At 67.3% G+C, this 26,364-nt stretch carries 28 protein-coding genes; 19 read left to right on the plus strand and 9 right to left on the minus strand.

The features are described from left to right. The first annotated feature begins 3 nt into the window (after positions 1-3). Positions 4-1,134, plus strand: coding sequence for an FAD-dependent oxidoreductase (locus ACN5KJ_RS02185; protein ID WP_418591880.1), 1,131 nt, complete (start codon positions 4-6; stop codon positions 1,132-1,134). A gap of 246 nt (positions 1,135-1,380) precedes the next feature. On the opposite strand, the gene ACN5KJ_RS02190 is transcribed toward ACN5KJ_RS02185, so the two are convergent. Both ACN5KJ_RS02190 and ACN5KJ_RS02195 read right to left on the minus strand, forming a co-directional pair. Next, positions 1,381-2,526: an exo-alpha-sialidase gene (locus ACN5KJ_RS02190; RefSeq protein ID WP_418591881.1), complete on the minus strand. Its 1,146-nt coding sequence runs from the start codon at positions 2,524-2,526 to the stop codon at positions 1,381-1,383. Between the two features lie 284 nt (positions 2,527-2,810). After that, positions 2,811-3,815 carry a hypothetical protein gene (locus tag ACN5KJ_RS02195; protein ID WP_418592224.1) on the minus strand — a complete coding sequence of 335 codons (1,005 nt, stop codon included), beginning with the start codon at positions 3,813-3,815 and terminating at the stop codon, positions 2,811-2,813. Between the two features lie 105 nt (positions 3,816-3,920). Between ACN5KJ_RS02195 and ACN5KJ_RS02200 the strand changes: the two genes are divergently transcribed. Next, on the plus strand, positions 3,921-4,502 hold the full coding sequence (locus tag ACN5KJ_RS02200; RefSeq protein WP_418591882.1) for a hypothetical protein: 582 nt from the start codon (positions 3,921-3,923) through the stop codon (positions 4,500-4,502). Between the two features lie 455 nt (positions 4,503-4,957). On the opposite strand, the gene ACN5KJ_RS02205 is transcribed toward ACN5KJ_RS02200, so the two are convergent. Then, positions 4,958-5,650 carry a metal-dependent hydrolase gene (locus tag ACN5KJ_RS02205; protein ID WP_418591883.1) on the minus strand — a complete coding sequence of 231 codons (693 nt, stop codon included), beginning with the start codon at positions 5,648-5,650 and terminating at the stop codon, positions 4,958-4,960. 378 nt (positions 5,651-6,028) lie between these two features. Between ACN5KJ_RS02205 and ACN5KJ_RS02210 the strand changes: the two genes are divergently transcribed. The 5 genes from ACN5KJ_RS02210 to ACN5KJ_RS02230 all read left to right on the plus strand — a co-directional run bounded on the left by ACN5KJ_RS02210 (position 6,029) and on the right by ACN5KJ_RS02230 (position 9,918). Then, positions 6,029-6,679, plus strand: a complete 651-nt coding sequence (locus ACN5KJ_RS02210) for a ceramidase domain-containing protein (RefSeq protein ID WP_418591884.1) — start codon at positions 6,029-6,031, stop codon at positions 6,677-6,679. A 33-nt stretch (positions 6,680-6,712) separates the two neighbouring features. After that, positions 6,713-7,000, plus strand: a complete 288-nt coding sequence (gatC, locus tag ACN5KJ_RS02215; protein ID WP_347167377.1) for an Asp-tRNA(Asn)/Glu-tRNA(Gln) amidotransferase subunit GatC — start codon at positions 6,713-6,715, stop codon at positions 6,998-7,000. Beyond that, positions 7,000-8,481 carry an Asp-tRNA(Asn)/Glu-tRNA(Gln) amidotransferase subunit GatA gene (gene gatA / locus ACN5KJ_RS02220; protein WP_418591885.1) on the plus strand — a complete coding sequence of 494 codons (1,482 nt, stop codon included), beginning with the start codon at positions 7,000-7,002 and terminating at the stop codon, positions 8,479-8,481. Before gatC ends, gatA begins: the two co-directional genes overlap by 1 nt. Before the next feature lie 31 nt (positions 8,482-8,512). Beyond that, positions 8,513-9,244: a hypothetical protein gene (locus ACN5KJ_RS02225; RefSeq protein WP_418591886.1), complete on the plus strand. Its 732-nt coding sequence runs from the start codon at positions 8,513-8,515 to the stop codon at positions 9,242-9,244. 77 nt (positions 9,245-9,321) lie between these two features. Beyond that, the gene (locus tag ACN5KJ_RS02230; protein ID WP_418592225.1) at positions 9,322-9,918 is read left to right on the plus strand and encodes an N-acetylmuramoyl-L-alanine amidase; all 597 of its coding nucleotides are present in this window, start codon (positions 9,322-9,324) and stop codon (positions 9,916-9,918) included. Between the two features lie 78 nt (positions 9,919-9,996). Here the strand turns inward: ACN5KJ_RS02230 and ACN5KJ_RS02235 are convergent, their stop codons facing one another. Then, positions 9,997-11,397: a helix-turn-helix domain-containing protein gene (locus ACN5KJ_RS02235; protein ID WP_418591887.1), complete on the minus strand. Its 1,401-nt coding sequence runs from the start codon at positions 11,395-11,397 to the stop codon at positions 9,997-9,999. A 52-nt stretch (positions 11,398-11,449) separates the two neighbouring features. After that, positions 11,450-12,676: a multidrug effflux MFS transporter gene (locus ACN5KJ_RS02240; RefSeq protein ID WP_347167379.1), complete on the minus strand. Its 1,227-nt coding sequence runs from the start codon at positions 12,674-12,676 to the stop codon at positions 11,450-11,452. Between the two features lie 187 nt (positions 12,677-12,863). Between ACN5KJ_RS02240 and ACN5KJ_RS02245 the strand changes: the two genes are divergently transcribed. The 9 genes from ACN5KJ_RS02245 (at position 12,864) to ACN5KJ_RS02285 (ending at position 19,867) form a co-directional block, all read left to right on the plus strand. Beyond that, positions 12,864-14,396, plus strand: coding sequence for an acyl-CoA carboxylase subunit beta (locus tag ACN5KJ_RS02245; protein ID WP_418591888.1), 1,533 nt, complete (start codon positions 12,864-12,866; stop codon positions 14,394-14,396). A 9-nt stretch (positions 14,397-14,405) separates the two neighbouring features. Beyond that, entirely contained in the window at positions 14,406-14,804 is a 399-nt protein-coding gene (locus ACN5KJ_RS02250; RefSeq protein ID WP_418591889.1) for a hypothetical protein, read from the plus strand. Positions 14,805-14,932: 128 nt separating this feature from the next. Next, on the plus strand, positions 14,933-15,301 hold the full coding sequence (locus tag ACN5KJ_RS02255) for a DUF6497 family protein (RefSeq protein ID WP_418591890.1): 369 nt from the start codon (positions 14,933-14,935) through the stop codon (positions 15,299-15,301). A 214-nt stretch (positions 15,302-15,515) separates the two neighbouring features. Beyond that, positions 15,516-15,656 carry a hypothetical protein gene (locus ACN5KJ_RS02260; protein ID WP_023849477.1) on the plus strand — a complete coding sequence of 47 codons (141 nt, stop codon included), beginning with the start codon at positions 15,516-15,518 and terminating at the stop codon, positions 15,654-15,656. A gap of 78 nt (positions 15,657-15,734) precedes the next feature. Continuing rightward, complete coding sequence (locus tag ACN5KJ_RS02265; protein ID WP_418591891.1) at positions 15,735-16,094, plus strand: hypothetical protein; 360 nt, start codon at positions 15,735-15,737, stop codon at positions 16,092-16,094. Positions 16,095-16,425: 331 nt separating this feature from the next. Continuing rightward, positions 16,426-16,626: a hypothetical protein gene (locus ACN5KJ_RS02270; protein ID WP_347167381.1), complete on the plus strand. Its 201-nt coding sequence runs from the start codon at positions 16,426-16,428 to the stop codon at positions 16,624-16,626. A 153-nt stretch (positions 16,627-16,779) separates the two neighbouring features. Beyond that, positions 16,780-18,780: an acetyl-CoA carboxylase biotin carboxylase subunit gene (locus ACN5KJ_RS02275; protein ID WP_418591892.1), complete on the plus strand. Its 2,001-nt coding sequence runs from the start codon at positions 16,780-16,782 to the stop codon at positions 18,778-18,780. 4 nt (positions 18,781-18,784) lie between these two features. Beyond that, the gene (locus ACN5KJ_RS02280; protein ID WP_347167382.1) at positions 18,785-19,162 is read left to right on the plus strand and encodes a hypothetical protein; all 378 of its coding nucleotides are present in this window, start codon (positions 18,785-18,787) and stop codon (positions 19,160-19,162) included. A gap of 75 nt (positions 19,163-19,237) precedes the next feature. Continuing rightward, positions 19,238-19,867, plus strand: a complete 630-nt coding sequence (locus ACN5KJ_RS02285) for a hypothetical protein (RefSeq protein WP_347167383.1) — start codon at positions 19,238-19,240, stop codon at positions 19,865-19,867. Between the two features lie 7 nt (positions 19,868-19,874). Here the strand turns inward: ACN5KJ_RS02285 and ACN5KJ_RS02290 are convergent, their stop codons facing one another. After that, positions 19,875-20,345: a DUF4174 domain-containing protein gene (locus ACN5KJ_RS02290; RefSeq protein ID WP_418591893.1), complete on the minus strand. Its 471-nt coding sequence runs from the start codon at positions 20,343-20,345 to the stop codon at positions 19,875-19,877. A 148-nt stretch (positions 20,346-20,493) separates the two neighbouring features. On the opposite strand from ACN5KJ_RS02290, the gene ACN5KJ_RS02295 reads away from it, so the two are divergent. Continuing rightward, the gene (locus ACN5KJ_RS02295) at positions 20,494-21,456 is read left to right on the plus strand and encodes a hypothetical protein (protein ID WP_418591894.1); all 963 of its coding nucleotides are present in this window, start codon (positions 20,494-20,496) and stop codon (positions 21,454-21,456) included. Further along, positions 21,392-23,530, plus strand: coding sequence for a methylmalonyl-CoA mutase (scpA, locus tag ACN5KJ_RS02300; RefSeq protein WP_418591895.1), 2,139 nt, complete (start codon positions 21,392-21,394; stop codon positions 23,528-23,530). Before ACN5KJ_RS02295 ends, scpA begins: the two co-directional genes overlap by 65 nt. Before the next feature lie 173 nt (positions 23,531-23,703). Here scpA and hemP read toward each other — a convergent pair whose 3' ends face one another. The 3 genes from hemP to nhaA form a co-directional block, all read right to left on the minus strand. Further along, positions 23,704-23,877, minus strand: a complete 174-nt coding sequence (gene hemP / locus ACN5KJ_RS02305) for a hemin uptake protein HemP (protein ID WP_418591896.1) — start codon at positions 23,875-23,877, stop codon at positions 23,704-23,706. Next, on the minus strand, positions 23,874-24,020 hold the full coding sequence (locus ACN5KJ_RS02310) for a hypothetical protein (protein ID WP_347167388.1): 147 nt from the start codon (positions 24,018-24,020) through the stop codon (positions 23,874-23,876). The genes hemP and ACN5KJ_RS02310 overlap by 4 nt, the downstream gene beginning before the upstream one ends. Before the next feature lie 252 nt (positions 24,021-24,272). Then, positions 24,273-25,460, minus strand: a complete 1,188-nt coding sequence (gene nhaA, locus ACN5KJ_RS02315; RefSeq protein WP_418591897.1) for a Na+/H+ antiporter NhaA — start codon at positions 25,458-25,460, stop codon at positions 24,273-24,275. A 142-nt stretch (positions 25,461-25,602) separates the two neighbouring features. Between nhaA and ACN5KJ_RS02320 the strand changes: the two genes are divergently transcribed. Continuing rightward, positions 25,603-26,223 carry a VOC family protein gene (locus ACN5KJ_RS02320; protein ID WP_418591898.1) on the plus strand — a complete coding sequence of 207 codons (621 nt, stop codon included), beginning with the start codon at positions 25,603-25,605 and terminating at the stop codon, positions 26,221-26,223. Positions 26,224-26,364 lie beyond the last annotated feature (141 nt).

The raw sequence follows: 26,364 nt of genomic DNA on the forward strand, positions 1-26,364 counted from the left end.
GCCATGGCCAGGGCGATCATCGTCGGCGGCGGCATCGGCGGGCTGACCGCGGCCCTCGCGCTGCGGCGCCTGGGGATGAGGATTTGCCTGCTTGAGTGCAACGACAGGCCAGGGACGGGCGGAACCGGGCTGACGCTTTGGCCCAATGCGCTGCGGCAACTGGAGCGGCTGGGTCTGCAAGAGGAGATCGTCGCCCATGCACGGCCCTTGCTGAAGGGCGAGGTCTTCGACCAGTCTGGCAAGCCGCTGGCCGAGGTCGACCTGTCGTCGATCGAGGCGCGGACCGGACACCCCCTGATCTGCCTGCGCGAGGCGGATCTTTGCAGGGTGCTTCTGGATGCCCTTGGAGAAGTTGAGGTTTGCGCCGAAACCACTTGTTTTTCCTATGAAAACCATCCGGACCGCGTGGTCGCACAGACCAGCCGGGGGGTGGTCGAGGGTGACATGCTGGTGGCCGCCGACGGCATGCGGTCGCGCCTGCGCGGACAGATGCTGGAGACCGATCCGCTGCAATACCTCGGCTGGATGACATGGCGCGGCGTGGCGCGCCTGCCCGGGGGAAGCTTTCCCGAGGGGCTTTACCGCGAGTTCTTCGGGCGCGGCAGCCGCTTTGGGATCTTCGCGATCGGGAAGGACCTCGTGTACTGGTCGGGCAGCCGCAATGGCCCGGCGGAGGCGGGCGGCCCGGTCGGTCCGGCCCATCGTGCCGAGGCCCTGTGTGCCTTCGCCGGGTGGCCCGATCCGGTGCGGAGCGTCATTGAGACCACCCGGGCCGAGGATCTCGTGCGCAGCGGGGTCTACGACACGCAACCGCTGGCGCGGTGGAGCGACGGGCGCGCGGTGCTGCTGGGAGACGCGGCGCATCCCATGACGCCGGATCTTGGGCAGGGTGCCTGTCAGGCCATCGAGGACGCCCTGTGCCTTGCGGAATGCGTCGTCGCGGCGGCAACGGTGCCGCAGGCCCTGCGCGCCTACGAGCGGCAGGGACAGGAGCGGACGGCCTCGCTGGTGGCGCGCTCGCGGCGCATGGGGCGGATGCGGCAGTGGCAGCACCCGGTCATGGCGCGGTTCCGAAACGGGCTGATGCGGTCGATCCCGCCGAGCGTTCTGTTGAAACTCTTCAACACCCGGTAGGGCCGTCGTTGCGGCGGGCCCTGAGCGTCCGGGATGCGCCTCGGTCCACCCGGGTGGTCTGGGTTGCGGCTGTGGATGGGCTTCGTGTTCTGCGCAAGGAATGCTCGTTAAGCGCATGAATTAAAGCAAATAATTGTTTTGTGGTGATTGGAGGGCGAGGCGTTCTGGCGCTGGTGTTGCAGGGGGCTCTGCCCCCGCTGCGCTCCCCCGAGGGTATTTGAGGGACCAGAGAAGACGCGGGCGCGATTATTGCGAGAGCGTCTCGATGCAGAGCACCGTGGGCAGGTGTCGGGCGATCTCGGCCCAGCTGTCGCCCTCGTCCGTGGAGGCAAAGACCGAGCCGCTGTTGGTGCCGAAGTAGAGACCGGGGGCCGCGGCGGTATCGGTGGCCATGGCCTGACGCAGCACGGTGAAATAGCAGTTGTCCTGCGGCAGGCCCCTGCGGCAGGCCTGCCAGGTGTCGCCCGCATCGCGCGAGCGCCAGACGGCGGCGGCGGCGTCGGGCGGGAAGCGGCCCTGCATGTCGCCGTTCAGCGGCAGGGTCCAGAGGGTCTCTGGCCTGCCCGGATGGACCGCCACCGGGAAGCCGAAGGTCGAGGGCAGGCCCGCGGTGATCTCGTCCCAGCTGCGCCCGCCGTCGCGCGAGCGGAAGACGCCGAAGTGGTTCTGCTGGTAAAGCAGGTCGCCGCCGCGCGCGATATTGTGCACGCAATGGCCGGTTTCGCCGCCCGAGGGGCCGGCGGGGTGGCTGTGCTGGGCGCAGGCCTCTGCGTTGGACAGGCGATTGCGGCGCTGCCAGCTTGCGCCGCCGTCCTCGGTGGCAAAGATGCCCGCCGCCGAGATGCCCAGCCACATCCGGTCGGGTGCGTCGGGCGCAGTGACGATGCTGTGCAGGGTCAGCCCCGCGCCGCCGGGCTGCCAGGTGTCCGCCGAGGGGTGGTCGGTGAGGCTGTCGACCGCCGCCCATGTCTCGCCTTCGTCGGTGGAGGTGAAGAGCGACGCGGGCTTGGCACCGGCGTAGAGGCGATGGCCCGCGCGGGCGAGCGACCAGAGGTTCTCGATCCGGCCCGAGAAGGGCGCGGGATCGGCGGGGGTCACGCCGAAGGCCTTCGCCGCCTCGGGGTCATTGCGCGCCCAGTCGTCCATTTGCCCGTCCGCGAGCTTGGTCAGGGTCCATGTGGCGCCCCGGTCGGTGGAGCGCCAGACGCCCGCGCCGAAGAAGTCGCCGCCGCCGCAGGCCCAGAGGCTGCCGCTGACGGGATCGCCGATGGCGTGGTTGATGCCCCAGCCGCCGCAATGCGGACCGGAGACGGACCAGGCGACGCGGTCGTCGGAGGTGAGGAGGAAGAGGCCCTTGGTGGTGCCCGCCAGAACGGTCGTGTGCTGCGACATGGCATGGTTCCCTGTTTCAGGGCGAGCCTAGCACGGGTTTGCCTGTCGGCGGTGGGGATTGTTCGGGAATGCGCGGGGAATGGCACGGGGACCGGGTCGCGGGCGCGCGGGATGGCGCCCTTCGCCGTCCACCGGGGCGCTTTTGGGGCGACGTGGCGCGGGGGGCGGCGGCGGAAGAGGTATTTGGGCCAAGAAGAAGCAGGGGACCTGTGCCTTGTCTTTGGCGGTGGGGTTTAGTGGGGTCCCTTTGGCCGAGGGCCCGGGGTCAAGGTGGGGTCGGGGGCTCAGCGCATCCAGAAGCCTTCGCGCTTGATGCGGTTGCGGATCGCCTGTTCGCGGCGCGGCAGGTCGTCCCGGTCGAAGAGCGCGCGAACCTTGGCGCCCCGGCCCTGGTAGATCATGCGCTTGGCGGGTTCGTATTGCTTCAGCACCTTCTTCAGGCGGTTGGGGGCCGCGATCTCTTCGAGCAGGGCCACCACGGTGTCGGCCTCGCGGGCGTAGAGCAGCGGCAGGGTGCGGTAGTGGCAGGTGACCCGGCCGTCCAGCAGGCCCTCGGGCAGGCTGTCGCGCCCGCCGCCGAAGCTGTGGATCACCAGCGGCAGGGCGACCTGGTCGAGCCAGGGGTCGAGGCTCTGGCAGACCAACGCCTCGGGCGTGTCGTCGCGGATCGACAGGGCGTAGTCGAGGAAGCGCTGGCCGAAGGCGCGGGGGCAGCGATAGAAGAAGAAGCCCGCGTTGAAGTAGAGGTAGCGGCGCCAGTATTCGTCGGGCTGCGTCAGGTCGAGCGAGCTGTCGAAGTCCAGACCGAAGCGGTCGTAGAGGGCCTTCCAGGTCTCGGTATAGCCCGGCCCGTAAAGCTCTGGCTGCGGCCAGGTGCCTTCGCGCCGCAGTGAGGCGGTGGGCCGGTCGAAGTCGAAGGGCACGTCGGAGAGGTCGCCGGTCACCAGCGTGTCGGTGTCGAAGAAGACGAAGGCTTCGCCCTCGGGCAGGGCGAAGAGCGCCTCGATCTTGTTGCCGTAGGGGTAGGACTGGCCGAAGTGGCGGCTTTCGAAGGGCAGCAGCGTGGCGCCCATCTCTTGCAGCAGCGCGCGCAGGTCCGCGTCGCGGATGCGCGGGTCATTGTCCCAGATGTCACCGGGTTGAGGCTCGGCGACAAACAGGCGAAAACGCGGGCGGGTGGTGCGGGCGCGCAGCGAGGCGGCGAAGAGCAGCGCCTCGTAGGCCAGCCGCCCGTTCTGCCCGACGATCATCAGATTTACGGTTTGAGGGGCGGGGTTGTCGCGTGCCATCATGGTGCTGCTCGGGGCTTTTGCCGGGCACTATAGGCGGGACGGCGCAGGGCTGAAAGCCTTGCCGCGCGCGGGCCTGCGGGGATTTTCATGAAGGAGAGCGGCATGCTCGATTTTCTCTTGGTGGTGATTGCCTTGGCGACTGGCGGCGCACGGCTGGAGGCAATGGACGGTGGCGCGCCGATCCCGACAGAGGTGGCGAAGCCGCGTGTCGCCGGGGTCGAGGAGAAGGCGCCGGTGGCAGGCGGGGAAGAGGCGCCGCCGGGCTACGAGGCGCCGGTGGCCGAGGCGGACGCGCCCTTGCCCTACGAGGCGGAACAGCAGGTCGCCACGGGGCGCTTCACCACCGCCGTCGAGGTCAAGCCGATCATGGCGGCCACGCGGGCCAACTGGATCGCGGTGCGGGAGTTCAACGGGCAGGATCTGGTCTATGTCACGCATATCTGGTCGTGGCGCTGCGGGCTGGTGGCGCTGCACTACGGCGTGAACGGCGCCGCGCCCGAGCCCTGGCCGCTGCCGGACTGTCACGAAGAAACCAACGCGCCCAATGCCATGCTGCCGGACGACGGGTTACCCTATCGCGGCTACCCGCTGGGGTCCATCGAGACGGTGACGGTCGAGCTGATCTTCGACGACCTGACGGTGGAGCGGGCGACCTTCAACCGCCAGGGTGCGATGATTCCCTGACCCGCGAGCCCCGTCTCGCGGGTCAGCGTGGCAAGGCTGCCTTCTGCGCAGCAGAAGGTCAGCAGCCACTCGCCAGCCATTGAAGCGCGGGCGGTCGCGCTGCCGACCTGCGGGCTGGTTGCCCGTCTCGCGGATCAGCGTGGCAAGGCTGCCTTCTGCGCAGCAGAAGGTCAGCAGCCACTCGCCAGCCAGTGAAGCGCGGGCGGTCGCGCCGCCGACCTGCGGGATGGTTGCCTGTCTCGCGGATCAGCGTGGCAAGGCTGCCTTCTGCGCAGCAGAAGGTCAGCAGCCACTCGCCAGCCAGTGAAGCGCGGGCGGTCGCGCCACCGATCTGCGGGCTGGTTGCCCATCACCCGGTGGCCCTTGCCGGGTGGGTGCGGTGCAAGCCCCGCCGCACCGCGACGGGGCAACCGATCCGCATGGGCCGCGCGGGTGCGCCTATGCCGCGCGTCCCCCTACAGCGTGATCGCCTGCATCACCTGCGGTTCGATCACGTCGACGCCGGGCAGGCCGCGCGTCAGGGCCTCTGCCGATTGCTCCAGCGCCGGGAAGGTGCGGTAGTGGCAGGGGATCACGGTTTTGAAGTCGAAGTACCGCTTCGCAGCCCAGGCTGCCGCCTTCATGTCCATGGTGTAGTAGCCGCCCGCCGACAGGATGCCGATGTCGGGTTTGTGGTAGGCGCCGATCCAGTCCATGTCGGCCATGATCGTCGTGTCGCCTGAGAAGTAGATCGTGTGGCCCTCGCCGGAGATGATGAACCCGGTCTCCATCCCCATGTAGCGCGCCGTGCCGTCGACCGGCATCGAGGAGGAATGCGAGGCGGGCACCATGGTGACCGCGACCTCTCCGAACCGGACCGTGCCGCCCTTGTTGAAGGCGTGGCCCTCGACTGCGCCCTGCGCCGTGAGGGCACCGGCCAGTTCGACGATGGCGTTCACCGGCACACCGGTCCGCTTCGACAGATCGGCGACGCCGCCGGTGTGATCGCCGTGCCCGTGGGTCACGAGGATCTGCGTGGCGCCCTTCAGGGCGGCCTCGGTATCCTGCCCTTCCATCATCGGGTTGCCGTCGATCCATGGGTCGATGAGCAGGACCTCTCCGCCGATTTCGATGCGAAAGCTGCCGTGGCCAAGCCAGAGGATGTTCATTGTGGGACTCCCGTGTTGTCTGGCCGAAGGGTAGCGGCGGGGCGCGGATTGGCCAGTGCCGTCAGGCAATCGCGTCGGGTGAAGGCCCGGGGCGCCGGTTCCGCGATGCCCGCAGCCGCCGCGGCGGCGCATTCGGGAGAGGAGGGGGCGCGCCCCCGCATCCCCGGTCCCGCCGGGACGGCCCGCCCGCGTCCCGGTGACCGTCGCACAACCGGCGCGTCCGGGCAGTTGCGAGAACACCGGACGAGCGGGACACCACCGGACCGCCGCGCCGTTCGTCAACGGCGGGGTGCCGTGCCGGGAAGCCTGCGTCTTGTCTGGTCCGACAGGCGGCCTACCTCTCGGGCAATCGAGCCGATCGCCTGCGACGAGGGACGGATGGACTGGACACGCCCCGTCGACGGGTATTGCGAAAGGCTGGACGCCGCCTTCTGGGCGGAGCCGGTGAATGCCGCGACCAACGCCGCCTTCCTGTTGGTGGCGCTGTTCATGTGGGGCCGGACCTTCGGTCTGGGCCGGGTGCTGGCGGCGGTGCTTTTCATCATCGGTGTGGGGTCGTTCCTCTTCCACACCCTTGCGCAGCCTTGGGCGGGGCTGGCGGACACGCTGCCGATCCTCGGCTTCGTGCTGTTGTATATCTTCGCCGCGAACCGGGACTTCTGGCGGCTGGGGACCTGGCCCGCCGCCGGTCTGACGCTGCTCTTCTTCCCCTTCGCCGCCGCAACGACGCCGCTCTTCGCCATGATCCCGGGCATCGGCGGCTCTGCCATGTATATGCCGGTCCCGTTGCTGATCGCGCTCTATGCCGCGATGCTGGCCAGACGCGCGCCGCAGACCGCTCGGGGCCTTGCCATCGGGGCCGCGATCCTGCTGGTCTCGCTCACCGCCCGCGTGCTCGACGAACCGCTCTGCGCGGTCTGGCCGCTGGGCACGCATTTCCTGTGGCACATGCTCAATGCGGCGATGCTGGGCTGGATGATCCACGTCTGGACCCGCCACAGGCTTGCGACCCGCCGCGCGGGGCGGTAAAGCCGCAACCGACATTCAGCGAAAGAGGCCCCCATGTCGATCGACATCGAGACCGCCGCGCGCGTGGCGAAACTCGCCCGCATCAAGGTGGAAGAGGACCAGCTGCCCGAGCTGGCGATTGCCTTCAACGACATCCTCGGCTTCATCGAGCAGTTGAACGAAGTCGACGTCGAGGGCGTCGAGCCCATGGTTTCGGTCACCCCGATGCGGCTGAAGCGGCGGCAGGACGGCGTCACCGATGGCAACCAGCAGGCCAAGGTGCTGTCCAACGCGCCCGACGCGCGCGAGGGCTTTTTCGCGGTTCCGAAGGTGGTCGAGTGATGAGCGAACTGACGAAACTGAAAATCGCCGAGGCGCGTGACGCGCTGCGCAAGGGTGACGTGACCAGCGCCGAGCTGACAGAGGCCTGCCTTGGCGCCATCGAGGGCGCCGATGCGCTGAACGCCTTCGTGCACAAGACGCCCGAGATCGCGCGCGAGATGGCCGCACAGGCCGATGCGCGGCTGAAGGCGGGCGAGGCGCCCGACCTCTGCGGCATCCCGCTGGGCATCAAGGACCTGTTCTGCACCAAGGGCGTGGCCTCTCAGGCGGCCTCGGGGATCCTCGAAGGCTTCAGGCCCGAGTACGAGTCCACCGTCACCAGCCAGCTTTTCGACGCGGGCGCGGTCATGCTGGGCAAGCTGAACATGGACGAGTTCGCCATGGGCAGCAGCAACGAGACGAGCGTCTACGGCAATGCCGTGAACCCGTGGAAGACGGACAACCGGCAGCTGACGCCGGGCGGATCGTCGGGCGGCTCTGCCGCTGCCGTGGCCGCCGACCTCTGCCTTGGCGCGACGGGCACCGACACCGGCGGCTCGATCCGCCAGCCCGCCGCCTTCACCGGCATCACCGGCATCAAGCCGACCTACGGGCGCTGCTCGCGCTGGGGCATCGTGGCCTTTGCCTCTTCGCTGGATCAGGCCGGGCCGATGACCAAGGACGTGCGCGACGCGGCGATCATGCTGCGCGCCATGTGCGGGCATGACCCCAAGGACAGCACCTCTGTCGACCTTGCGGTGCCGGATTTCGAGGCCGCGCTGACCGGCGACATCAAAGGCAAGACCATCGGGATTCCCAAGGAATACCACATGGACGGCATGCCCGCCGAGATCGAGGCGCTCTGGGCCGAGGGCCGCGCCATGCTGCAGGATGCGGGCGCCAAGATCGTCGATATCTCGCTGCCGCACACGAAATACGCGCTGCCCGCCTATTACGTGATCGCCCCGGCAGAGGCCTCGTCGAACCTCGCCCGCTATGACGGGGTGCGCTACGGCCACCGCGCCAAGCTGGGGCAGGGCGACGGCATCACCGAGATGTATGAAAAGACCCGCGCCGAGGGCTTCGGCGAAGAGGTCCAGCGCCGCGTGATGGTGGGCACCTACGTGCTGTCGGCGGGCTTCTACGACGCCTATTACAACCGCGCGCGCAAGGTGCGGACGCTGATCAAGAAGGACTTCGAGGATGTCTTTGCACAGGGCGTCGACGCGATCCTGACGCCCGCAACGCCCTCCGCCGCCTTCGGCCTGGGCGAGATGCAGGATGCCGATCCGGTCAAGATGTACCTCAACGACGTCTTCACCGTGACGGTCAACCTTGCCGGTCTGCCGGGCATTGCCGTGCCCACCGGGCTGGACAAGCAGGGGCTGCCGCTGGGGCTGCAACTGATCGGCCGTCCGTGGGAGGAAGGCGACCTGCTGAATACCGCCTATGCCCTCGAACGCGCGGCTGGATTTGTTTCCAAACCGGCGAAATGGTGGTAAGGCGCCCGTTAACATTCTGGCAGGAACCCTCATGCGTTACTTGATCTGCGGCGTGGCCAGCCTGGCCCTCATGGCGTGCGACCCCTCGATGCCCGACAGCGGTGCGGGGGTCGCGGAGCGCGGGCAGGGCGTCGGCTTTTCGGATTACGACAGCTACCAGTCCTACCATAAGGAGCGTGAGGCGCGGCTGAACGGCACCGCGCCCGCCACCACCATCGCCGCGCCCCCCGCGGTCAGCGGCGGTGCCCTGGACGAGGCCGACTCGGTGGCCGACTCCAACGCGCGTATCGCGGCGGCGGCGGCCAATTCCGGTGTGGCGCCGCTGAATGCCTCGCCGTCCAACGCGGCGCCGGCGATCGTGGAAAATGCGCGCGGCATCTCGGGCGAGAACGACTTCGACGCGGTCGCCGCACAGCGCGACATCGACGACGACGCCCGCCTGATCGCGGAGAATCGCGCGCAGTACCAGGTGGTCGCCCCCGAGGCGCTGCCGACCCGCGAGGGTTCGAACCGTCCGAACATCGTGGCCTTCGCCCTGCAGACGACCAACCCGGTCGGCACCGCGCTGTACAAGCGCGGCGGCTTCAATGCCGAGGCCAAGTACCAACGCGCCTGCGCCTCTTACGCCTCGTCCGATCTTGCCCAGGAAGACTTCCTCGCCAGCGGCGGCCCGGAAAAGGACCGGAAGGGCATGGACCCGGACGGTGACGGCTTTGCCTGCAGCTGGAACCCGGCCCCCTTCCGCGCGGTGCGCGGCGGCTGAACCGGGTGCCGGGCACCGGGGTTCCCTGGCATCCCTCGCCGAACCACGGCGAGCGCCGCGGGGTCACCGCCCCCGACATGGTCGTGCTGCACTACACCGCCATGCAGTCGGCAGAGGCGGCGCGGGCGCGGCTCTGCGCGCCCGAGGTCGAGGTCTCGGCGCACTACCTGATCGCCGAAGACGGCCGGACCTGGCAGATGGTCGAGGAAGAGCGCCGGGCCTGGCATGCCGGGGCCGGGGCCTGGGGCGCGGTCCGGGACGTGAATTCCCACAGCATCGGGATCGAACTGGCGAACCGAGGCGATCATCCCTTTCCCGAACCGCAGATGCGCGCGCTGGAAGGCCTGCTGGCTCCGATGCTGGCGCGCTGGTCGATCCCGCCGGAGCGGGTCGTCGGCCATTCCGACACCGCCATCGCGCGCAAGATCGACCCGGGCCCGCGCTTCGACTGGCACAGGCTGGCGCGGCGGGGGCTTTCGGTCTGGCCGGCACCCGCCAGCCCCGGGGACTTTCTGCGCGATTGCGCGCGGTTCGGCTATGACAGCGCGCAGGCCGGGGCAGAGGAAGTGTTGTGCGCCTTCCGCCTGCGGTTCCGGCCCATGGCCAGGGGCGCGCTGGAGGACAGGGACCGGGCGCTTGCCGCCGACCTCGCCGCGCGCTGGCCCGCCCGCTGAGGCGCGGGACCAAATTTCTTCGAAGAAATTTGCCAAGAGTTTTCGAAAACTCTTGGCCGCCTGCGGGAGCCGGGCGCGCTATTCCAGCCGGTAGGGCAGGGTGTCGCGCCGGTCCGGGTCGATGGAGAGGTGTTTTTCGAGCGGCGGCACCGAGCGCTGGTGGCAATGGGTGCGTTCGCAGATCCGGCAGGAGATGCCGATGGGTTCGAAGGATGCGGCGCGGGTGAAGTCCATGTCATCGGCATAGACGAGGCCGGCGGCGTGGCGCACCTCGCATCCCAGCGCAATGGCGTAGCGCCGCACCGGCGCGCCGAAATGGCCGCCGGTCTTGGACACGTCCCGCGCCAGCAGGATGTAACGCACCCCGTCCGGCGTCTCGGCCAGTTGCCGCAGGAAGCGGCCGGGCGTCTCGAAGGCGCGGTGGACGTTCCACAGCGGGCAGGCGCCGCCGAAGCGCGCGAATTGCAGCCGCGTGGCAGAGTGGCGCTTGGTGATGGTGCCGGCCTGATCGACGCGCACGAAGAAGAAGGGCACGCCCTTGCCGCCGGGCCGCTGCAGGGTGGAAAGCCGGTGGGCAACCTGTTCGATCGAGGCGCCGAAGCGCGCCGCCAGAAGCTCCAGATCGTGGCGCGTTTCCTGCGCGGCGGCGAGAAAGGCCTTGTAAGGCATCATCGCGGCCCCGGCGAAGTAGTTGGCCAGCCCCAGCTTGGCGATGGCGCGCGCCTCTTCGGACTGGAAGCGCGCAAGGTCCAGCGTCGCGTCAAGCAGCTGGTTCTGCCGCAAAAGCGCGACCTGCACCAGCAGCTGGAAGGTCTGCGTTTCCTTGGTCGCCAGCGCCGAAAGCGTGATCTCCTGCTTTTCGCTGTCGTAGACCCGCAGGGGCGTCGCGCGCACCAGCCGCGTGGTGATCCCGCGTGCCGCCAGCCGCTCCAGCGCGGCGCTGCGGATGTCGCTTTCCCCCTCGCTCAGCCGGGCGAAATGCTCTGCCGCGCGATCCACCGCATCGATGTAGTTGTCGCAGTAGTGGAAGAAGTCGCGCACCTCTTCCCAGGGGCTGGGTTGCAGCTGCGTGCCCTCGCGCCCCAGCGCCTCGTCCAGCGAGGCGAGCCTTTCGTGGGTCTGTCGGTAGGCACGATGCAGGGCCAGGAAGGCCCGCGCCAGAACCGGCGCGTTTGAGGCGGTCAGCCGCAGGTCCGCCAGCTGCGGCGTGCTTTCGCCGAAGACCGGGTCGGCCAGCGCCTCGCGCATGTCGCTGACCAGCCGTTCTGCATCGCCCTGTCCCAGTTCGGTGACGTCGAAGCCGAATTCCTGCGCCAGCGCCAGCACCACCGTGGTCGAAACGGGGCGGTTGTTGTTCTCCATCTGGTTCAGGTAGGGCAGCGAGATGCCCAGCTTCGCGGCGAAGTCCTTCTGCGTCAGGCCAAGGCGGCCGCGGATGTCGCGCAGCTTGGCGCCCGCGTAAAGCTTTTGCGGCGGCATATCCGTCCCTTTGCATCTTTGCGAAGCCTTCGGGACGACTTTGCAATGTCGCTCAGGCGGCGTCCAGCCCCCCGAGCTGCTTCTCGCGTGCCATGACATGCGCGATCGCCAGAACCGAGGCCACGCCGCAGGCGAACATCAGCCACAGCAGCGGCCATGCGCCGCTGCCCGGTTGCAGCATCGCGCCTGCCAGCGCCGAAAGCGCCGCGCCGCCGCCGATCATGATCGCCCCGCCCAGCCCCGAGGCCGAGCCCGCCAGATGCGGGCGCACCGACAGCGAGCCCGCGGTGGCATTGGGGATGGTCAGCCCGTTGCCGAGGCCCACCAGCGTCATGGAGCCGAAGAAGATCAGGGCAGAGCCGCCACCGATGGCAAACAGCACCATGGTGACCGTCATGCCGCCCGACACGACCACCGCGCCGATCAGCACCATGCGGTTGATCCCGACGCGGGCCGAATAGCGTCCGGACAGGTAGTTTCCGAGCATGTAGCCAATGGCGGGCGCGCCGAAATAGTAGCCGATCACGGTCGAGGGCAGGCCATAGACCTCGGACCCCACGTAGGGGGCGCCGCCGAGGAAGGAAAAGAAGGCCCCGGAGGAAAAGGCGCAGGCCAGCGCATAGCCCCAGAACCGCTGCGAGCGGAAGAGTTCGGGGTATTGCGAGAATTGCTGCGACAGGGTCAGGCCGCTTTTGGCCGCGGTCTCTCCGAGGTCGCTCCGGACCAGCCAGATCATGAAAAGCCCGAGGCCCAGCATCAGCCAGAAGCTGGCCTTCCAGCCGAAGACGTCGCCGAGGTAGCCGCCGATGGCCGGGCTGACCATGGGAATCACCGCCATGCCCATGGTGACATAGCCGATCATCGAGGCGGCCTCGTTGGCGGGGACCATGTCGCGCACGACGGCGCGGCTGAGAACCATGGCGACGGTGACCACCGCCTGAAGCATGCGGAACAGCAGGAAGACGTAGACATTCGTCGCAAGCAGGCAGCCCAGCGTGGCCAGACAGAACAGCGCCAGCCCCGCAAGGATCACCGGGCGCCGCCCGATCTTGTCGGAAATCGGCCCAACGACAATCTGCAGCAGCGCGTTGGCCGCAAGATACACCGTCACCGAAAGCTGCAAGAGACTGTAATCCGCCTCGTACCAGGCCGCCATGTCCGGCAGGCTGGGGAGGAAGATGCTCATCGTCAGCGCCGACATGCCTGCCAGAAGGACAAGCGTCGAGATATGGGGCGGGGTAGAGCGGTCCAGGAACCGCACGGGGCTTGGTGAACTCATGTGTTCAGCGGTAAGAGCATTCCGCTGTTTTGTCCAACCTTAGCGGCGGAAAAACATGCCCTGCGCATCATTTTGCTGCTTTGCAATTTCCACAGCGCCAACTTCGCCGGATTTGCAAATTTGCCGGATAGTTCTTGAGGCCGCTGCATTCCCCTGTATTTTCCAGCCAAACCGAAAGGGGCGCCAGATGAAAGACATTCTCCACGAATTGCAGGACCGCCGCGAGAACGCCCGCCTTGGCGGCGGGCAAAAGCGGATCGACGCGCAGCACGCCAAGGGCAAGCTGACCGCGCGCGAGCGGATCGAGCTTCTGCTCGACGAGGACAGCTTCGAGGAATACGACACCTTCGTCGCCCACCGCTGCACCGACTTCGGCATGGAGAAGAACCGCCCCTACGGCGATGGCGTGGTGACCGGCTGGGGCACCATCAACGGGCGCATGGTCTATGTCTTCAGCCAGGATTTCACCGTGCTGGGCGGCTCGGTTTCGGCCACCCATGCGCAGAAGATCTGCAAGATCATGGATATGGCGGTGCAGAACGGCGCCCCGGTGATCGGGCTGAACGATTCGGGCGGCGCCCGCATCCAGGAAGGCGTGGACGCGCTGGCGGGTTATGCCGAGATCTTTCAGCGCAATATCATGGCCTCGGGCGTGGTGCCGCAGATCTCCGTGATCATGGGCCCTTGCGCGGGCGGGGCGGTCTACAGCCCGGCGATGACCGACTTCATCTTCATGGTGAAGGATTCGTCCTACATGTTCGTCACCGGCCCCGACGTGGTGAAGACCGTGACCAACGAGGTCGTCACCGCCGAGGAACTGGGCGGGGCCTCGACCCACACGAAGAAGTCTTCGGTCGCCGATGGCGCCTTCGAGAACGACGTCGAGGCCCTGGCCGAGGTGCGCAGGCTGGTGGATTTCCTGCCGCTCAACAACCGCGAGAAGCCCCCGGTGCGGCCCTTCTTCGACGACGTGGACCGGATCGAGACCAGCCTCGACACGCTGATCCCCGACAACCCCAACATGCCCTACGACATGAAGGAGTTGATCACCAAGGTTGCGGACGAGGGCGATTTCTACGAGATCCAGGAAGAATTCGCCAAGAACATGGTGACCGGCTTCATCCGGCTGGAAGGCCAGACCGTTGGTATCGTGGCGAACCAGCCGATGGTTCTGGCGGGCTGTCTGGATATCGACTCGTCGCGCAAGGCCGCGCGCTTCGTGCGGTTCTGCGACTGTTTCGAGATCCCGATCCTGACCTTCGTGGATGTGCCCGGCTTCCTGCCCGGGACGTCGCAGGAATACGGCGGCGTCATCAAGCACGGGGCGAAGTTGCTCTTTGCCTATGGCGAGGCGACGGTGCCCAAGGTGACGGTGATCACCCGCAAGGCCTATGGCGGTGCCTATGACGTGATGGCGTCCAAGCACCTGCGCGGCGACGTCAACTATGCCTGGCCCACGGCGGAAATCGCGGTGATGGGCGCCAAGGGCGCGACCGAGATCATCCATCGCGCCGATCTGGGTGACGCCGAGAAGATTGCCGCCCATACGGCGGAATACGAGGATCGCTTCGCCAATCCCTTCGTCGCCGCCGAGCGTGGCTTCATCGACGAGGTGATCCAGCCCAAGTCCACCCGTCGCCGTGTCTCCAAGGCCTTCGCCATGCTGCGCAACAAGCAGCTGACGAATCCCTGGAAGAAGCACGACAACATTCCGCTCTGAGGACCGACCATGGTGGCTGAGGCCGACAGCATCGCGGGGCAGGGCGCGCCGACCGCCCGCCCGGGCCGCCGCAACGGCTGGTACGAATCCGCCGCGGCGGGGCGCTATGTCCTTGCCCGGCACTGGCCGCCGCGCTTCGATATCTGCGCGGAAACACGTCTGCCGATTGCGAATCGCAGGCGGATCGCCTTGCAGGTGCGTCAAGATCTGTGGAGAGAATTAAAGCACTTGCGTGGTTTTTCACCCGTGATAGAAGTCTCGCAGTGCGACCAAGGTCTTAGTCTGGTCGCAGGTGGGCGGTTGAACGCGGCCGCACCGTCGACCCTTGGGTCCAGGATTTCAGCGCTTTTGGACAATCCCGCCAATCGGGAACGATGGCTGTCCTGGGCGCGGGAGCGCACGTCATGAACCGGCGTGCCTCAATTCCGCTGCCCTCGATGACGGCAGCACGGAACACCACCCCGGGCGCGCCCGCGGGTTCAGCAGCCCCGACGGGAGGAGCCTTCGGGTGTCGGGGCTGCGCCAAACTTGCCCTGATGGCAGTGACGCTTTGCCTGCCCGCGCCGGATCTTTCCGCGCAGGAAGCGGCGGCTGTTTCCCTGCCCTCGGGGCTGGTCGTCAACTATCTGGATCGCATCGACGAATCACCGACCTGGCGATACCGCTACATCGCGCCCGCGCTGGATGAGGAATCCGTCGATTTCACCGCTGTCGCGCAGGACATGGAGATGCTCTGCGCCACCCATGCCCTGCCGCAACTGCAGCATGACGGACGGTCACCCGAGCGTATCATCGTCTCGCTGATGTCCGAAAAACTGGACTTCGGCGTGATGTCGCCAGAGGTCCGTCAGTTCTTCGAGAGTTATCGCGTCGAGGATAACCTCTGCATCTGGGAGGTATTCTGATGCTTGCACAATATCTTGAGGGGCGTCTTTCATGTGGAAAACCATATGAGGCTTTCGAGTCACAGCTTCAGGACTTGCATCGGCTTGCATATCTTTTTCCAAAAGGCCAAGGTAGTTTGAGCGTCGATTGCACCCAAGCAATCGTTACCTCGAAATGGGGACAGGCAGGGCGCACGCGCTTTGCAGGTTTCGCAGAAACTGACAGGAGTAAGAGATGTCCAAGAGCATCAAGCTTCTTGCCCTTTTTGCAGTCGCAGCCGGCGTTGCCGCATGCGCACAGCAGGAAGAAGAGTACGTCGTGGTCGACCCCGAGCCGATCACGGTCGAACCCGTCTACACCGGCAAGTACAAGTAAGAACCTATCGGGACGGACGTTCGCGCCCGTCCCGATTTTCCTCCCCTCGCGGGCCCTCGAAACACAGGAGGGCAGGGGATGCTGAAGCACCGCGGCTTTCCCGGACGCCTGTCCGGCACCGATTTCCACTTTGTCATCCGTCGCGCCAATCCCAAGGGCGTCACCGCGCTGAAGCAGCTGGAGCGGTATCGCGACCGCCGTCCGGCGGACAAGCGCGCCGATGCCGCCTTCATGCAGGCGCTCTGGCAGCATTTCGGGACCGAGCCCTTCGAGCGCGGGAACCTGGATGCGGGCAGGCTGTCGTGGCTCTTTGGCCGCGAGGTCAAACCCTATGACGATCCCTTCGACCCCGCCAGCTACGACTCGCTTCTGATCATCGACGAGGCGGTGGCCCGGGTCTCCTTCCCCGAGGCCTTCGAGGAGGCAGAGGAATGGTAGGCGCAATAAGCGTGTTCTTGCCAATCCCGCGAAGCCTTGGGCAGGGTGCTGCCTATGGTTGCACAAATCGCTTTGCTGCACGGGGACGCAGGGTAAACCTTGTCCCGGGTACGGTTTGGGGCGCGTTTTCGGCCCCTTGTTCCCTTCGTGCCCACTCCCCATCGGGGCGGCTGGACGTTTCCCCGAACCAGCCGCCCCACCTCTCTCCCTGTCCCATCGGCCAATGTCCGCCTGACCCGGCGGAAAGCCATGGAACGGTTTACAATGCGCTGGCGTTGCCATGGCAGATGCCGCAGGAGAGTGGCCAAGAAACTGACACGGAGTCGAGACAATGCGTACCCTTATCATCGCCCTTACGGCCTGCACCGCCCTTGCTGCCTGCGAAGGCACCGACCTCGAGCGCGGCGCGCTGGGTGCCGGCATCGCGGGTGGCGCGGCCATGGCGACCGGCGGCAACGTGGCGGGCGCCGCTGCGGTTGGCGGCCTCGCCGGTGTGGTCTGCGACGACGTCACGCCGCAGCTCTGCCGCTGACCTGACAGCCGGCCCGCGCGCCGGAACAGAGGGTGCGCCGTCGCTGACGGCGTCTCGCCCCATATCCATGCAACGCCGTCCGAAGCACAGGCTTCGGGCGGCGTTTGTCGTTGCACAACAGCGCCCCAAGGCGCGGAAGACGAAGGGACTGACATGTTCGACAAGATCCTGATCGCGAACCGGGGCGAAATCGCCTGCCGCGTCATCAAGACGGCCCGCAAGATGGGCATCAAGACGGTCGCCGTCTATTCGGACGCCGACCGCAACGCCCTGCATGTCGAAATGGCGGACGAGGCGGTGCACATCGGCCCGCCGCCCGCCAACCAGTCCTATATCGTGATCGACAAGATCATGGAGGCGATCAAGACCTCGGGCGCGCAGGCGGTGCATCCGGGCTATGGCTTCCTGTCCGAGAACGCCAAGTTCGCGCAGGCGCTGGAGGCCGCTGGCGTCGCCTTCGTCGGCCCGCCGGTCGGCGCCATCGAGAAGATGGGCGACAAGATCACCTCGAAGAAGATCGCCAAGGAGGCGGGCGTCTCGACCGTGCCCGGCTACATGGGCCTGATCGAGGACGCCGACGAGGCGGTGAAAATTTCCGGAGAGATCGGCTATCCGGTGATGATCAAGGCCTCCGCCGGCGGTGGCGGCAAGGGCATGCGCATCGCATGGAACGACGAAGAGGCGCGTGAGGGCTTCCAATCGTCCAAGAACGAGGCGGCCAGCAGCTTTGGCGACGACCGCATCTTCATCGAGAAGTTCGTCACCCAGCCGCGCCACATCGAGATCCAGGTGCTGTGCGACAGCCATGGCAACGGCATCTACCTGAACGAGCGGGAATGCTCGATCCAGCGCCGCAACCAGAAGGTCGTCGAAGAGGCGCCCAGCCCCTTCCTCGACGAGGCCACCCGCAAGGCCATGGGCGAGCAGGCGGTGGCGCTGGCCAAGGCGGTGGACTACGCCAGCGCGGGCACCGTGGAATTCATCGTCGACGGCGAGCGGAACTTCTACTTCCTCGAGATGAACACCCGTCTTCAGGTGGAACACCCGGTGACGGAACTGATCACCGGCGTCGACCTCGTGGAACAGATGATCCGCATCGCCAATGGCGAGGCCCTGTCGATCACCCAGGACGACGTGAAGATCGACGGCTGGGCCATCGAGAACCGGCTTTACGCCGAAGACCCCTATCGCAACTTCCTGCCCTCCATCGGGCGGCTGACCCGCTACCGTCCGCCCGCCGAGGGCGAACTGGGCGAGGGCGTCGTGCGCAACGACACCGGCGTCTACGAGGGTGGCGAGATCTCGATGTACTACGACCCGATGATCGCCAAGCTTTGCACATGGGCGCCCACGCGTGCGCAGGCGATCGAGACCATGCGTCGCGCGCTCGACAGCTTCGAGGTCGAGGGCATCGGTCACAACCTGCCCTTCGTCGCCGCCGTGATGGATCACCCCAAGTTCATCTCGGGCGACATGACCACCGCCTTCATCGCCGAGGAATACCCCGAGGGCTTCGAGGGCGTGACGCTGGACGACGGCCAGCTGAAGCCCGTCGCGGCGGCGGCGGCGGCGATGAACCGCGTCGCAGAGATCCGGCGCACGCGGGTCTCGGGCCGTCTCGACAACCACGAACGCCGGGTCGGCTCGGACTGGGTCGTGGGGCTTCAGGGGCAGGACTTCGCGGTGACGGTCGAGGCCGATCAGGGCGGCTCCACCGTCCGCTTCGAGGACGGCACCACGCATCGGGTCGAGGGGGCGTGGACGCCGGGCGACAGCCTTGCGCATATGACCGTCGACGGCGCGGCGCTGGTGCTGAAGGTCGACAAGATCGTGCAGGGCTTCCGCCTTCGCACCCGCGGGGCCGACATGAAGGTCCACGTGCGCTCTCCGCGTCAGGCGGAACTGGCGAAGCTGATGCCCGAGAAGCTGCCGCCCGACACCTCGAAGCTGCTGCTCTGCCCGATGCCGGGGCTGATCGTGAAGGTCAATGTCGCCGAGGGCGACGAGGTGCAGGAGGGGCAGGCGCTCTGCACCGTCGAGGCGATGAAGATGGAGAACATCCTGCGCGCCGAACGCCGGGGCGTGGTGTCGAAGATCAACGCCGGGGCAGGCGACAGCCTTGCGGTGGACGACGTCATCATGGAGTTCGAGTGACATCATGCTCCGCGGCCTCCGCATCTGGCTCTTTCACGGGTTGGCCTTTCTGGCCGGCATGATCGTGTCGGCGGTGGTGGCCTCGGGGCTGATGGTGCTGGCGCCGGGCGGCGCACCGGCGGTGATTGCCGTCGCCGCGGCGGGGCTGACGCTGGGCTACCTGGTCTGGGCGGCGCTGGTCTGCCTGCTGCTGGACATGGCGGCCGGGCCGGTGCTGAAGCTGATCGGGCCGGGGCTGCTGATCGCCACGATGCTGGGCTATTTCGCGCTGATCTACTGGGAGGTGGCCACACCGACCGAGGGCAGCGTCCTGATCTACCTGCTTCTCTTCCTCGCCGGTGGCCTCTGGCTGTCGTTTCGGCCCGAGGAATGGGAGGAATGAGCCCGCTGCCGGAAACCCTTTGGCAAGGCCCTTGCGCTAGCCTTTCCCTCGTGGACGACCACGGGGGGAAGGCCCTTGCGACGCGTCTTGATGCAATGGGCGGCCTGCTGGCGGGCGGGGGCGAAGGCCCTTGGCAAGGCGCTGTTGCGGTGCGGGCCGGTTCCGGCAAGGGCCTTCCGCGCGGGCCGCGGGCTGGGCGCCGACTGGCTGGCGGGGGCCTGTGGCCTTGCGCTGCTGGCGGGCTGCCTGCCGCTGGACCGGGAAGAGGCGGTGCGCAGGGAGGTCGGTCGCTTCGTCTTCCTGGCCCAGACGCGCGATTTCAGATCGACCGCGACCTGCACCGCCGCCTCGTTCGAGGTGATCTCGGACCAGTTGCGCACCACCGGCGGGCCGGTCCGGGTGTCCTCGGTGCGCGATGCGCTGCCGCGCTTGCAGAAGGGGCAGGCGGTGGCCTTCGAAATCCCCGGGGCCTCGCCCAATGCGATTTCCGAGGCGTTGATGTCGCTGTCCCTGCCGACCGGTCTGGGCCTTGTCTCGGCGGTGGTCGGCCCGGCGCGCGGCTGCATGTCAGAGGTCTTCAGGATGGATGTCGCGATGGTTCTCGCCTCGCCCGACACGGTGCTGGTCTACGACCCCGGACGCGATGCGGCGCTGCTGCTGTACCGGCCTTTGCCCATCGCCTTCTTCCTGCGCGGCACCGTCTGAACGGGCTTTACCGCAGCGCGTCGCGGCGCTCGCGGACCTCCTGCTGGCGCAGCGGCTGCTTGTCGATCGAGCGGGTGATCTCGCGCACCGACCAGGGCGAGGGCTTGCGGGCGATGATCGTGCCGTCCTTGGCGATGATCGTCAGGGCGAAGCCGCGCGGCCGCAGCTTTTGCCGCACCGCGGTGCGCGCCGCCGGGTCGGTGTCGGTGATCACGACCACGTCGCGCTCTTCCAGCGCATCCAGCCGCTCTGTCAGCAGGGCCATCTGCTGCACGAAGCGGGGGTCGGCGGCATTGTCCGCGAAGACCACGATGGGTCGCCGCAGCCAGATCCAGTCGTCCAGCGTGGTCTCGGCTGCGGAGCGGATCATCTCGAACGGCTTCGGGACGGTGACGTCCTGCTCGGCCCCCTGCGCGGCGCCGATCCCGGCCCAGAGGCCCAGTGTCACCACCGCGAATAGTCGGAAATGCTTGTTCATACGGCAAGATATAAGCCGCCCCCGGCGTTCTGCACAGTCCGGCACCGCCCGCCCGCGCGAAAATTTTATCTTTAACCGCCCGCTCAGCCCGATCCCCGACACTCGCGGCACGGCGGCGCCGGTCGCCGCGGCGAAAGGATCGAAGAGCATGGACGTCATTCTGCATCTCGGCGCGCATCGCACCGGCTCCACCAGCTTTCAGCACTGGCTGCGCGCGCATCGCGCCGGGCTGCAGGCGGCGGGTATCGGGTTCTGGGGGCCGTGGCGCACGCGGTCGGGCCTGCTGAACGGCATCGCGGACCCGCGCCAGAGCGCGCAGGCGGCGGCGCGCCGCGCCGGGCGGCTGGGGCTGAACCTTGCCCGCGCGAAGCGGCACAGCCTTGGCGCGCTTGTGGTCTCGGACGAGAACATGCTTGGCACACCCCGGCGCTGCCTGCGGCGGGGCGTGCTGTACCACGACGCGGGGGAACGTCTGGCGCGGCTGTCGCAGGCCTTTGGCCAGCCCCGGCGCATCGTGCTTCAGATCCGGTCGCTGGATGCCTGGTGGGCCTCGGGCATGGCCTGGCTGATCCCGCGCGGCGAGGCGGTTCCGGCGCCGGAGTATGTCGCGCGCATCGCGGGCAGCGCACGCAGCTGGCGCCATGTGGTGACCGATATCGCCTGCGCCTGCCCGGGCACCGAGATCGTCGTGACCGCCTTCGAGACATACGGCAACCGGCCCGACCGGCTGCTTGCGGCCATGACCGGCCGGACCGACCGGATGCCGCTGCGCGCCGGGACCTTCTGGGCCAACCGGCGCCCCGACCTTGCGACCCTGCGCGCCTGCCTTGCCGGGCGCGGGCAGGACGGCGGAGCCCTGCGGGCGGATGGCCCGCGCTGGCAACCTTTCGACGCCGCACAGGTGGCGGAGCTGCGCGAACGCTATGCCGACGACCTCTTCTGGCTGATGTCGGGGGCGGACGGGCTGGCGAGCCTGAGACAAGAGGAAGCGCCTGCAAGACCGGGAATACATCCGGCGGCGGGCCTGAAAGACAAAGGACAAGGACATGACCGATCTGCCCGAAGACTGGCGCCGCATCGCCGAGAAGGAACTGCGCGGCAAGGCGCTTGAGGACCTGACGTGGAAGACCCTCGAGGGGATCGAGGTCAAGCCGCTCTATACCGCCGCCGACACCGAGGGGCTGCCGCATATGGGCAGCCTGCCGGGGGTGGAGCCCTTCACCCGGGGCGTCAAGGCGACGATGTACGCGGGCCGTCCCTGGACGATCCGGCAATACGCGGGGTTCTCGACGGCGGAGGAATCCAATGCCTTCTACCGGCGCGGGCTGGCGGCGGGGCAGCAGGGCGTGTCCGTGGCCTTCGACCTGGCCACCCACCGCGGCTATGACAGCGACCACCCCCGGGTCGAGGGCGACGTCGGCAAGGCGGGTGTGGCCATCGATTCCGTCGAGGACATGAAGATCCTCTTCGACGGCATCCCGCTGGATCAGGTCAGCGTCTCGATGACCATGAACGGCGCGGTGATCCCGGTGCTGGCCAGCTTCATCGTCACCGGCGAGGAACAGGGCCATTCGCGCGCGGTGCTGTCGGGGACCATCCAGAACGACATCCTGAAGGAGTTCATGGTCCGCAACACCTACATCTACCCGCCGGCGCCCTCGATGCGGATCATCTCGGACATCATCGAGTATACCTCGAACGAGATGCCGAAGTTCAATTCGATCTCGATCTCGGGCTACCACATGCAGGAGGCGGGCGCGAACCTTGTGCAGGAGCTGGCCTTCACGCTGGCGGACGGCAAGGAATACGTGAAGACCGCGACCGAGGCGGGCATGGATATCGACAAGTTCGCGGGGCGGTTGTCGTTCTTCTTCGCCATCGGCAAGAACTTCTTCATGGAGGCGGCCAAGCTGCGCGCGGCGCGGATGCTGTGGCACCGCATCATGACCGATCTCGGCGCGCAGAACCCGCGCTCGAAGATGCTGCGGACCCATTGCCAGACCTCGGGCGTGTCGCTGGCCGAGCAGGATCCCTACAACAACGTCATCCGCACGGCCTATGAGGCGATGTCGGCGGTGCTGGGCGGCACGCAGTCGCTGCACACCAATGCGCTGGACGAGGCGATTGCGCTGCCCACGGATTTCTCGGCCCGGATCGCGCGCAACACCCAGCTGATCCTGCAGGAAGAGACCGGCGTGACCAAGGTCGTCGATCCTCTGGCCGGGTCCTATTACGTCGAGAAGCTGACCCACGATCTGGCCGAGGCCGCGTGGAAGCTGATCGAAGAGGTCGACGAGATGGGTGGCATGACCCGCGCGGTCGAGAGCGGCATGCCCAAGCTGCGGATCGAGGAGGCGGCGGCGAAGCGGCAGGCCGATATCGACCGGGGCACCGACGTGATCGTCGGCGTCAACAAGTACCGGCTGGAAAAGGAGGATGACCTCGACATCCTCGATATCGACAACGCCAAGGTCCGTGCCGCGCAGGTGGCGCGGCTGGAGAAGATCCGCGCGACGCGCGACCAGGCCGCCTGCGACGCGGCGCTGGCCGAGCTGGAACGGCGCGCGCGGGAGGGCGGCAACCTGCTGGAAGCCGCGGTAGAGGCCGCCCGCGCACGGGCCACGGTCGGAGAGATCAGCATGGCAATGGAAAAGGAATTCGGACGGCACCGCGCCGAGGTAAAGACGCTGGCGGGTGTCTATGGCGCCGCATACGAGGGCGACGAGGGCTTTGCCGCGATCCAGAAGTCGGTTGAGGCCTTCGCCGAGGACGAGGGCCGGCGCCCGCGGATGCTGGTGGTGAAGATGGGGCAGGACGGCCACGACCGCGGCGCCAAGGTGATCGCCACGGCCTTTGCCGACATCGGCTTTGACGTCGACGTGGGCCCGCTGTTCCAGACGCCGGCCGAGGCGGCGCAGGACGCCATCGACAACGACGTGCATGTCATCGGCATCTCGTCGCAGGCGGCGGGCCACAAGACGCTGGCGCCGCAACTGGTCAAGGCGCTGCAGGCCGAGGGCGCGGGCGATATCATCGTGATCTGCGGCGGGGTGATCCCGCAGCAGGACTACGAGTTCCTCTACAAGGCCGGGGTCAAGGCGATCTTCGGCCCGGGGACCAATATTCCCGAGGCGGCGCTGGATATCCTGAAGCTGATCCGCGCGGCACGCTCGGAAGCGGCCTGAGACGGTGTTTCGCCCCGCTTGCGCGGGGCGACCGGCCGGGGGGCCAGCCCCCCGGACCCCCCGAGGTACTTGCAAGACCGAAGAAGGGCAGGGGCGGCGTAGGGCGCGCGCGCGCCCCGGGGCCGGAGGCGCCGGGGTCCGCAGGGGGGGGGGGGGGCGCGAGCGGTGCGCGCCTATTTCGTCAGGATCAGTTTTCCGGCGCGGGTGATGCGCAGGATGTAGGTCTGGCCGTCCAGCACGATTTCGGCCTTCACGCCATCGGTGATCAGGTCGTGGGCGTCGTAGACCGGCGTGGCACCCTGGGCGGCGGCGGTGACGGGTTCGGGAGCGCGGCGCATGAAGGTCATCGTGCCTCTTCCCCGCCGCGGGTCTTGCGGTCGATCAGCGCCTCGAGCGCGAGGTCACCGATGGCCGATGCATCAGCGCCGGTCTCGATCAGCGTCTTCCAGTCGGGAGTGCGGGGCGCCCGGTCCTGCGTCCTTTGGGTCATTGTCGTTCCTCTTGTCCGACATCCGGGCTTCCTTGGCGGTGGCTGGGACGGGCGCGGCGTCGCGCCTGTTTCTTGCAAAGGTGACGGATCGAGTCGCCTTTTCAGCACCTGTTTTTCATAACCTATTATTTTAGTCAAGAATATCCGGGGCCGGGGCCGGGTGTGGACTGTCTGATCCATGGGCCGCCTGCACAAGGCAAAGCGGCCGCGGATCGCTCCGCGGCCGCTGTGTTTCTGCCGGTTGGCGCTGGCCTATTGTGCCGCCTGCGCCTCTGCCGGGGCGGGTTCCGTGCTGGACAGGCGCAGGGCGACGAAGCCCGTGACGCCCGAGATCAGCGACCCGCAGAGCACGCCCAGCCGCACGCCGTTCATCAGTTCCTGATCGTCGAAGCTGAGAGAGCCGATGAACAGCGACATGGTAAAGCCGATCCCCGCAAGGCAGGCGACGCCGAAGATCTGCGCCCAGTTCGCGCCATGCGGTTTGCGGGCGAGGCCCAGGCGCACCATCAGGTAGGTGATGCCGAAGACGCCGACCATCTTGCCCAGCACCAGCCCCGAGGCGATGCCAAGCGGCAGCGGCGCGAGAAGATCGGCAAAGCTGATGCCGGTCAGCACCACGCCGGCATTGGCGAAGGCGAAGATCGGGATGATGCCGAAGAGCACGTAGGGCGCAAGCCCATGCTCGATCGAATGCAGCGGCGACTTGCCCCATTTGTCCTTGAGCGGGATGAAGAAGGCGGTCAGCACGCCGGCCAGCGTCGCATGGACCCCGGATTTCAGCACGAAGAACCACATCACCACGCCAAGCAGCAGGATCGGTGCCACGCGGTGCCAGCGCCGCATGTTCATCCAGAACATCAGCACCGCCGGGATCAGCGCGAGGAAGAGGTAATCGACCTTCAGCTCGGCGGTATAGAACAAGGCGATGATCAGGATCGCGCCCATGTCGTCGAGGATCGCCAGCGTCAGCAGGAAGATCTTCAGCGACGAGGGCACGCGGTCGCCCACCAGCGCCAGAACCCCCAGCGCGAAGGCGATATCGGTCGCCGCCGGGATCGCCCAGCCGCCGACCGTCACCGGGTTGCCCCAGTTGAAGGCCAGGAAGAACAGCGCCGGCAGCACCATGCCGCCCACCGCCGCCATGCCGGGAAGCACCACGTCCGAGGGGTTCTTGAGTTTGCCTTCCAGCAACTCGCGCTTCAGTTCCAGCCCGATGAGGAAGAAGAAGATCGCCATGAGGCCGTCGTTGATCCACAGGATCAGGGGTTTTTCCAGCCCCTCACCGCTGATGGTGACGGCCAGATAGGCGCCCAGCACGCCCTCGTAGACGCCGGAAAGCGCCGAATTGGCCACGATCATGGCCGCCAGGGCCGCGACGATCAGCAGGATGCCCCCTGAGGCTTCGTGCGAAAAGAAGCGGTCGATGGCGCGTAAAAGCATTAAGAGTCCCCCGTTTGGAATGATGGTTTTTCACGTGGGGCTGAATCGTTCCAAATCAACGTCCGAAATGCACATTTAGTGCTTTCTTGCGCCTTCCGACCGAACTAACTTTCTGCATCCGCACGGTCACACGGCAGGGTTCATGGAAAAGCTGGTACTCGATCACATCGCTGTTCTTGCTGCCTCTCTGGCAGAGGCGACCTCTCATGCCGAGCGCACGCTGGGGCAGCCGCTGTCGCCCGGCGGGACACATGCCCGCTTTGGCACCCACAACCAGTTGATCGCGCTGGCCCCGGATCTGTACCTCGAAGCGATCGCGGTGGATCCTTCGGCGCCAGATCCGCAGGACGCGCGGTGGTTCGGGCTGGACAGTTTTTCCGGGCCGGCGCGGCTGGACAAGTGGATCTGCCGGGTCGCGGACATGGATGCGGCGCTGGCGGTTTTCCCGATGGCCGGGCGCCCGGTGTCCCTGGAACGCGGGGCGCTGCGCTGGCGCATTGCGGTGCCCGAGGACGGTGCGCTGCCCTTCGACGGGGTCTTTCCGGCGCTGATCCAGTGGCAAAGCCCGGTGCCGCCGGGCAAGGCCCTGACCGCCTCGGGCCTGACGCTGGAGCGGCTGACCGTGACCCATCCCGAGATCGAGGCCCTGGAGGCGCTGCTGGCGCCGCATCTGGATGCGCCGCTGGTGCGCTTTGCCAGTGGGGCGCGGGCGGCTCTGGCGGCGCAGGTGAAACGGCCCGACGGGATCGTCACGCTGACCTGAGCGCAGGGCGCCGCTGCCAAAGGCCCTGTCGCCGGATGCATCAGGCGGGGTTTTTGCACTGCCGCACAGTTTTTCGCTCATGCAGAAAAATCCCGTGATTCCCGCCCTGACAGTCGGGGCGCTTCCGCGTAAGATGACCCC

The sequence above is a fragment of the Ponticoccus sp. (in: a-proteobacteria) genome (assembly GCF_048381735.1).